Annotated in this window: 8 protein-coding genes; 2 read left to right on the top strand and 6 right to left on the bottom strand. The window is 62.7% G+C overall.

All coding sequences use genetic code 11. From position 1 onward, the window contains the following. The 6 genes from atpA to ACR2JA_RS09990 all read right to left on the bottom strand — a co-directional run. The coding region (atpA, locus tag ACR2JA_RS10015; protein ID WP_434008940.1) for a F0F1 ATP synthase subunit alpha at nt 1-1,109 on the bottom strand (1,109 nt) is incomplete at its 3' end. Nucleotides 1,110-1,168: 59 nt separating this feature from the next. Then, nucleotides 1,169-1,699, bottom strand: coding sequence for a F0F1 ATP synthase subunit delta (locus ACR2JA_RS10010; protein ID WP_434008939.1), 531 nt, complete (start codon nt 1,697-1,699; stop codon nt 1,169-1,171). Nucleotides 1,700-1,749: 50 nt separating this feature from the next. Continuing rightward, nucleotides 1,750-2,220, bottom strand: coding sequence for a F0F1 ATP synthase subunit B (locus ACR2JA_RS10005; protein WP_434008938.1), 471 nt, complete (start codon nt 2,218-2,220; stop codon nt 1,750-1,752). 120 nt (nt 2,221-2,340) lie between these two features. After that, nucleotides 2,341-2,592, bottom strand: coding sequence for a F0F1 ATP synthase subunit C (atpE, locus tag ACR2JA_RS10000; RefSeq protein WP_236963362.1), 252 nt, complete (start codon nt 2,590-2,592; stop codon nt 2,341-2,343). A gap of 78 nt (nt 2,593-2,670) precedes the next feature. Then, on the bottom strand, nt 2,671-3,549 hold the full coding sequence (gene atpB, locus ACR2JA_RS09995; protein ID WP_434008937.1) for a F0F1 ATP synthase subunit A: 879 nt from the start codon (nt 3,547-3,549) through the stop codon (nt 2,671-2,673). 15 nt (nt 3,550-3,564) lie between these two features. After that, nucleotides 3,565-4,095: an ATP synthase subunit I gene (locus ACR2JA_RS09990; RefSeq protein ID WP_434008936.1), complete on the bottom strand. Its 531-nt coding sequence runs from the start codon at nt 4,093-4,095 to the stop codon at nt 3,565-3,567. Nucleotides 4,096-4,226: 131 nt separating this feature from the next. Between ACR2JA_RS09990 and ACR2JA_RS09985 the strand changes: the two genes are divergently transcribed. Both ACR2JA_RS09985 and lipB read left to right on the top strand, forming a co-directional pair. Then, nucleotides 4,227-4,511: an HP0495 family protein gene (locus ACR2JA_RS09985; protein WP_434008935.1), complete on the top strand. Its 285-nt coding sequence runs from the start codon at nt 4,227-4,229 to the stop codon at nt 4,509-4,511. A gap of 10 nt (nt 4,512-4,521) precedes the next feature. Next, nucleotides 4,522-4,845, top strand: a 324-nt coding sequence (lipB, locus tag ACR2JA_RS09980) for a lipoyl(octanoyl) transferase LipB (protein ID WP_434008934.1), incomplete at its 3' end; no start/stop codon positions are given.

Here is a 4,845-nt window from a genome sequence, read left to right as displayed (position 1 = left end):
CGGATACCGGCGTTGAACAGGCTGGTTTCCAGGAAGATCTGGCCGTCGGTGATCGAGATCACGTTGGTCGGCACGAAAGCGGACACGTCGCCGGCCTGCGTTTCGATGATGGGCAGTGCGGTCAGCGAACCGGTCTTGCCCTTGACTTCACCCTTGGTGAAGGCCTCGACGTAGTCGGCGTTCACGCGAGCAGCGCGCTCGAGCAGACGGCTGTGCAGGTAGAACACGTCGCCGGGGTAGGCTTCACGGCCTGGCGGGCGGCGCAGCAGCAGCGACACTTGACGGTAGGCGACGGCCTGCTTGGACAGGTCGTCGTACACGATCAGGGCGTCTTGACCGCGGTCGCGGAAGTACTCGCCCATCGTGCAGCCCGAGTAGGCCGACAGGTACTGCATGGCGGCCGATTCGGAAGCCGAGGCAGCGACCACGATGGTGTAGTCCATGGCACCGGCCTGCTCCAGGGCGCGCACCACGTTCTTGATGGACGACGCCTTCTGGCCGATGGCGACGTACACGCAGGTCATGTTCTGACCCTTCTGGTTGATGATCGCGTCGATCGCCACCGCCGTCTTGCCGGTCTGGCGGTCGCCGATGATCAGCTCGCGCTGGCCACGGCCGACGGGCACCATCGAGTCGATCGACTTCAGACCGGTCTGCACCGGCTGGTCCACCGATTTACGGGCGATCACGCCGGGAGCGACCTTCTCGATCACGTCCGTCATCTTGGCGTTGATCGGGCCCTTGCCGTCGATCGGCTGACCCAGGGCGTTGACCACGCGGCCCACCAGCTCGGGACCGACCGGCACTTCCAGAATGCGGCCCGTGCACTTGACGGTGTCGCCTTCGGAGATGTGCTCGTACTCACCCAGAATCACGGCGCCGACGGAGTCGCGCTCGAGGTTCAGGGCCAGACCGAAGGAAGGCACGCCGTCCTTGTTGGCCGGGAATTCCAGCATTTCGCCCTGCATCACGTCCGACAGGCCGTGCACACGGACGATACCGTCGGTCACCGACACTACGGTGCCCTGGTTGCGCACATCGCTGGACGCGCCCAGACCCTGGATGCGGGACTTGATCAATTCAGAAATTTCGGCGGGATTGAGTTGCATGACTCTTTCCTTCTTTCATTAAATGGGATGAGGGCGCACTGCGATGGACTGTCGGGCAATCAAGCCGTCAGGGCCACTTTCATTTGTTCCAGGCGGGCTTTGATCGAGGTGTCGAGCACTTCGTCGCCCACCACCACGCGCACGCCGCCGATCAGCTCGGGCTGCAGTTGGACCTGCAGGTTCAGCTTGCGGCCAAAGCGCTTCTCCAGCACGCCAGAGAGGTCGGCCAGCGCAGCGGCGTCCATGTCGAAGGCGCTGTACACCACGGCGTCGAAGCTGCCCTGCTGGGCATTCTTGAGCACGCGGAACTGGGCGGCGATTTCAGGCAGTGCAGCGATGCGACCGTTGTCGATCACCGTGCGCAGGAAGTTCTGGCCCATCACTGGGAGTGCTGTTTTGAGCACGCCGGAGATGACGTCGAACACCTGGGCAGACGAAGACTTGGGCGCGTCGGCAAACTGGCGCAGCTGCTCATTGGCAGCAACAGCTGCCAGCTCATCGAGCCAGACGGCGACGCCAGCCGCATCGGCGCCGGCGGCCTGGAACAGCGCGTCGGCGTAGGGGCGGGCAATGGTGGCAATTTCGGCCATGGTCTACCTTTGGATGCCGGGATTCAAACGGGACGTGAGCGGCGTCAGGATCAGAGCTCGGTCTTCAGGCGACCCAGCAACTCGGCGTGAACGCCGGCGTTGACTTCGCGCTTGAGGATCTGCTCGGCACCCTTGACAGCCAGTGCTGCCACTTCTTCACGCAGCGCCTCACGGGCCTTGACGACCTGCTGATCGGCTTCCTGGCGGGCAGCGGCCACGATCTTGGCGGCCTCTTCGGTGGCGCGCGTCTTGGCTTCTTCGATCACGGTCTGGGCACGGCGCTCGGCGTCGGCCAGGCGGGTCGCGGCTTCGTTGCGCGACTGGCTCAGTTCGGCTTCCACGCGCTTGTTGGCCACGGCCAGTTCGGACTTGGCCTTCTCGGAAGCGGCCAGACCTTCGGAAATCTTCAACGCACGCTCATCGAGTGCCTTGGCGATGGGGGGCCACACGAATTTCATCGTGAACCACACCAGGATCGCAAAGACGATGGCCTGCGCAAAGAGGGTTGCATTGATGTTCATCGCAACGCCTTTCTGTGTGTTGACAAGTGGTGACGCGCTTGCTGCGGCGTCAGCGGAACCCGATGGCCGACCGGCTTTCACCGGCCTGCCGAGTGCCGCCGCGCACGGCAGCAAAACCCATTAAGCGGCGAGCGTGAAGGGGTTGGCGAACGCGAACAGCAGGGCAATGGCCACGCCGATCAGGAACGCAGCGTCGATCAGACCAGCCAAGATGAACATCTTGGTTTGCAGGTCGTTCATCAGTTCGGGCTGGCGGGCCGACGACTCGAGGAACTTGCCACCCATCAGGGCGATACCGATAGAGGCGCCGATGGCACCCAGACCGACGATGAGACCGCAAGCCAGTGCGACGAGACCCAGAACGTTTTCCATGATGACTCCTATGAGATGAACGAAGGTTGAGAAAGGAAAGAAACGAAAGAACTAGAGAGCGAGGTGAAACCGCGCAACTTAGTGAGCGTCATGCGCTTGACCCAGATAAATCAGGGCCAGCATCATGAAAATGAACGCCTGCAAGGTGATGACCAGAATGTGGAACAAGGTCCACACCGTGCCTGCGATCACGTGTCCGACGAAGAAGAGCCCACCCGACAGCGAGAGGGAGGCGAAGCCACCCAGCAGCGCGATCAGCATGAACACCAGTTCACCCGCGAACATGTTGCCAAACAACCGCATGCCGTGCGAAACCGTCTTCGCCACGAACTCGATCATTTGCATCAGGAAGTTGGTCACGCCCAGCAGCAGTGCCCAAACAGGATTCTTGGAGGTACCGAACGGAGCGGTCACCAGCTCGTGCGACCAGCCGCCCAGGCCCTTGATCTTGATGTTGTAGAAAAAGCACATCAAGAGCACCGACACCGACAGACCCAGGGTGGTCGACAGGTCGGCGGTGGGCACCACACGCAGATAGGCGTGGTGCGGATCGTGGCCCGCGGCGCCGTAGATAAGTTCCCATACCTTGGGCAGCAGATCCACCGGCAGCATGTCCATGAAGTTCATGGCGAAGATCCAGCAGAACACGGTCAACGCGAGCGGCGCCACCAGTTTGCGGCTGTTGGCGTTGTGGATCACGCCCTTGGCCTGGCTGTCCACCATCTCGACCAGCATTTCCACCGCGGCCTGGAAACGACCCGGCACGCCGGCGTGCGCCGTGCGGGCCGCGCGCCACAGGAAGAAACACACGATCGCGCCCAGCAGCGAGCTGAAAAACACGGAGTCGATGTTGATGACCGAGAAATCGACGATGAAGCCCTGCTTGTGGTTCGTCAAATGGGTCAGGTGGTGACGGATGTACTCACCAGGGGTAGGACCGATACCTTCTGCAGCCATGTTCGTTCGCGCCAATCAACCGTTTTGTTTTGAACGCCTGGTTCGGATCCAGAATCCGAACCAGTACACCTTGAGAGTCACCACCAGGCCGGCCAACAGGCCCAGCCAGCTGAGTCCGGGGATCACCGCCGGCGCCAGCCACAACATGGCGACCGCCAACAGGATCTTCACCCCTTCCCACAGCAAAAATCCGGCGAACGCGGCTTGCGCCACACCCGCCAACAGCCGGGACACCGCACTGGAGGTCATGCCATAGGCCATCAAGGCCGATGGCAGCGCCACCGCTGCCGCGCCGTACAGGACCGACCAGGCCACCGTGGCACGCTGCGTCAGCAGCCCACCCAGGGCACCAGCGGACAGCCCCACCAGCATTTGCACCCCCACCAGCCACCAGACCGACACATTCGGCTGGCTGGCCCGCCACTGTTGCGCTTCTTCGCGCGTCAGTGGCTTGAATTCAACCTCTTGCTCCCCATCTGCATCCCATTCGTCATCAGCCTGCTTTTGCTGTGCAGCCGGTAGAACTTTGACCGGCATTTTGTGCATCGCAGATTACTGGCTGGTTACAAACGTGTGCGGTTTCGCAAAGCCATTGATTATACGTAGAAACCCGCGCGTTCCACAAGCTGCCGGGGCGCGCTGCTTCGCGTGCGCGCCCCTCGTTCGATAATCTCGCCATGGACCTGCCCCGCGACATCCCGCCCGAGCAATCGCTCATCGAATACCCCTGCCGCTTCCCCATCAAGGTGATGGGCGCCAACGTGGAGGGGTATGTCACCGCCCTGACGCACGTGGCCAAGTCCTTCGATCCGGGGTTCGACGCCTCGACGATCGAGCTGCGGCCGAGCAAGGCGGGCAATTACATGGGCGTCACGCTGTCGGTCTATGTGACCAGCCGTGAGCAGCTCGACGAGCTGTACCGCACGCTGAGCACGCACCCCATGGTGAAGGTCGTCCTCTGAGTCCGAGGCCATGCTGATCCGCCCGCTCGGGCGCGTGGACTACGCGCCCACTTACGACACCATGGTCGCGTTCACGGCCCAGCGGCAGGCCGACACGCCCGACGAGCTGTGGATCTGCGAACACCCGCCCGTGTTCACGCAAGGCATCGCGGGGCGCGACGACCACCTGCTGGCGCCGGGCGACATCCCGGTGGTCAAGACCAACCGCGGCGGCCAGGTAACCTACCACGGCCCCGGCCAGGTGGTGGCCTACCCGCTGATCGATCTGCAGCGCGCGGGCTACTTCGTCAAGGAATACGTCTACCGCATCGAAGAGGCGGTGATCCGCACGCTC

The sequence above is a fragment of the Hydrogenophaga sp. genome (assembly GCF_051007235.1).
Classification (GTDB): domain Bacteria; phylum Pseudomonadota; class Gammaproteobacteria; order Burkholderiales; family Burkholderiaceae_C; genus Hydrogenophaga.
The sequence above is the reverse complement of the archived record's forward strand: the minus strand, read 5'-3'. Positions and strand labels throughout refer to the sequence as shown.

Coding starts and splice junctions, on each gene's coding strand:
- ACR2JA_RS10010 (WP_434008939.1), bottom strand. CDS start 1,699: ATGGCCGAAATTGCCACCATTGCCCGCCCCTACGCCGACGCGCTGTTC.
- ACR2JA_RS10005 (WP_434008938.1), bottom strand. CDS start 2,220: ATGAACATCAATGCAACCCTCTTTGCGCAGGCCATCGTCTTTGCGATC.
- atpE (WP_236963362.1), bottom strand. CDS start 2,592: ATGGAAAACGTTCTGGGTCTCGTCGCACTGGCTTGCGGTCTCATCGTC.
- atpB (WP_434008937.1), bottom strand. CDS start 3,549: ATGGCTGCAGAAGGTATCGGTCCTACCCCTGGTGAGTACATCCGTCAC.
- ACR2JA_RS09990 (WP_434008936.1), bottom strand. CDS start 4,095: ATGCACAAAATGCCGGTCAAAGTTCTACCGGCTGCACAGCAAAAGCAG.
- ACR2JA_RS09985 (WP_434008935.1), top strand. CDS start 4,227: ATGGACCTGCCCCGCGACATCCCGCCCGAGCAATCGCTCATCGAATAC.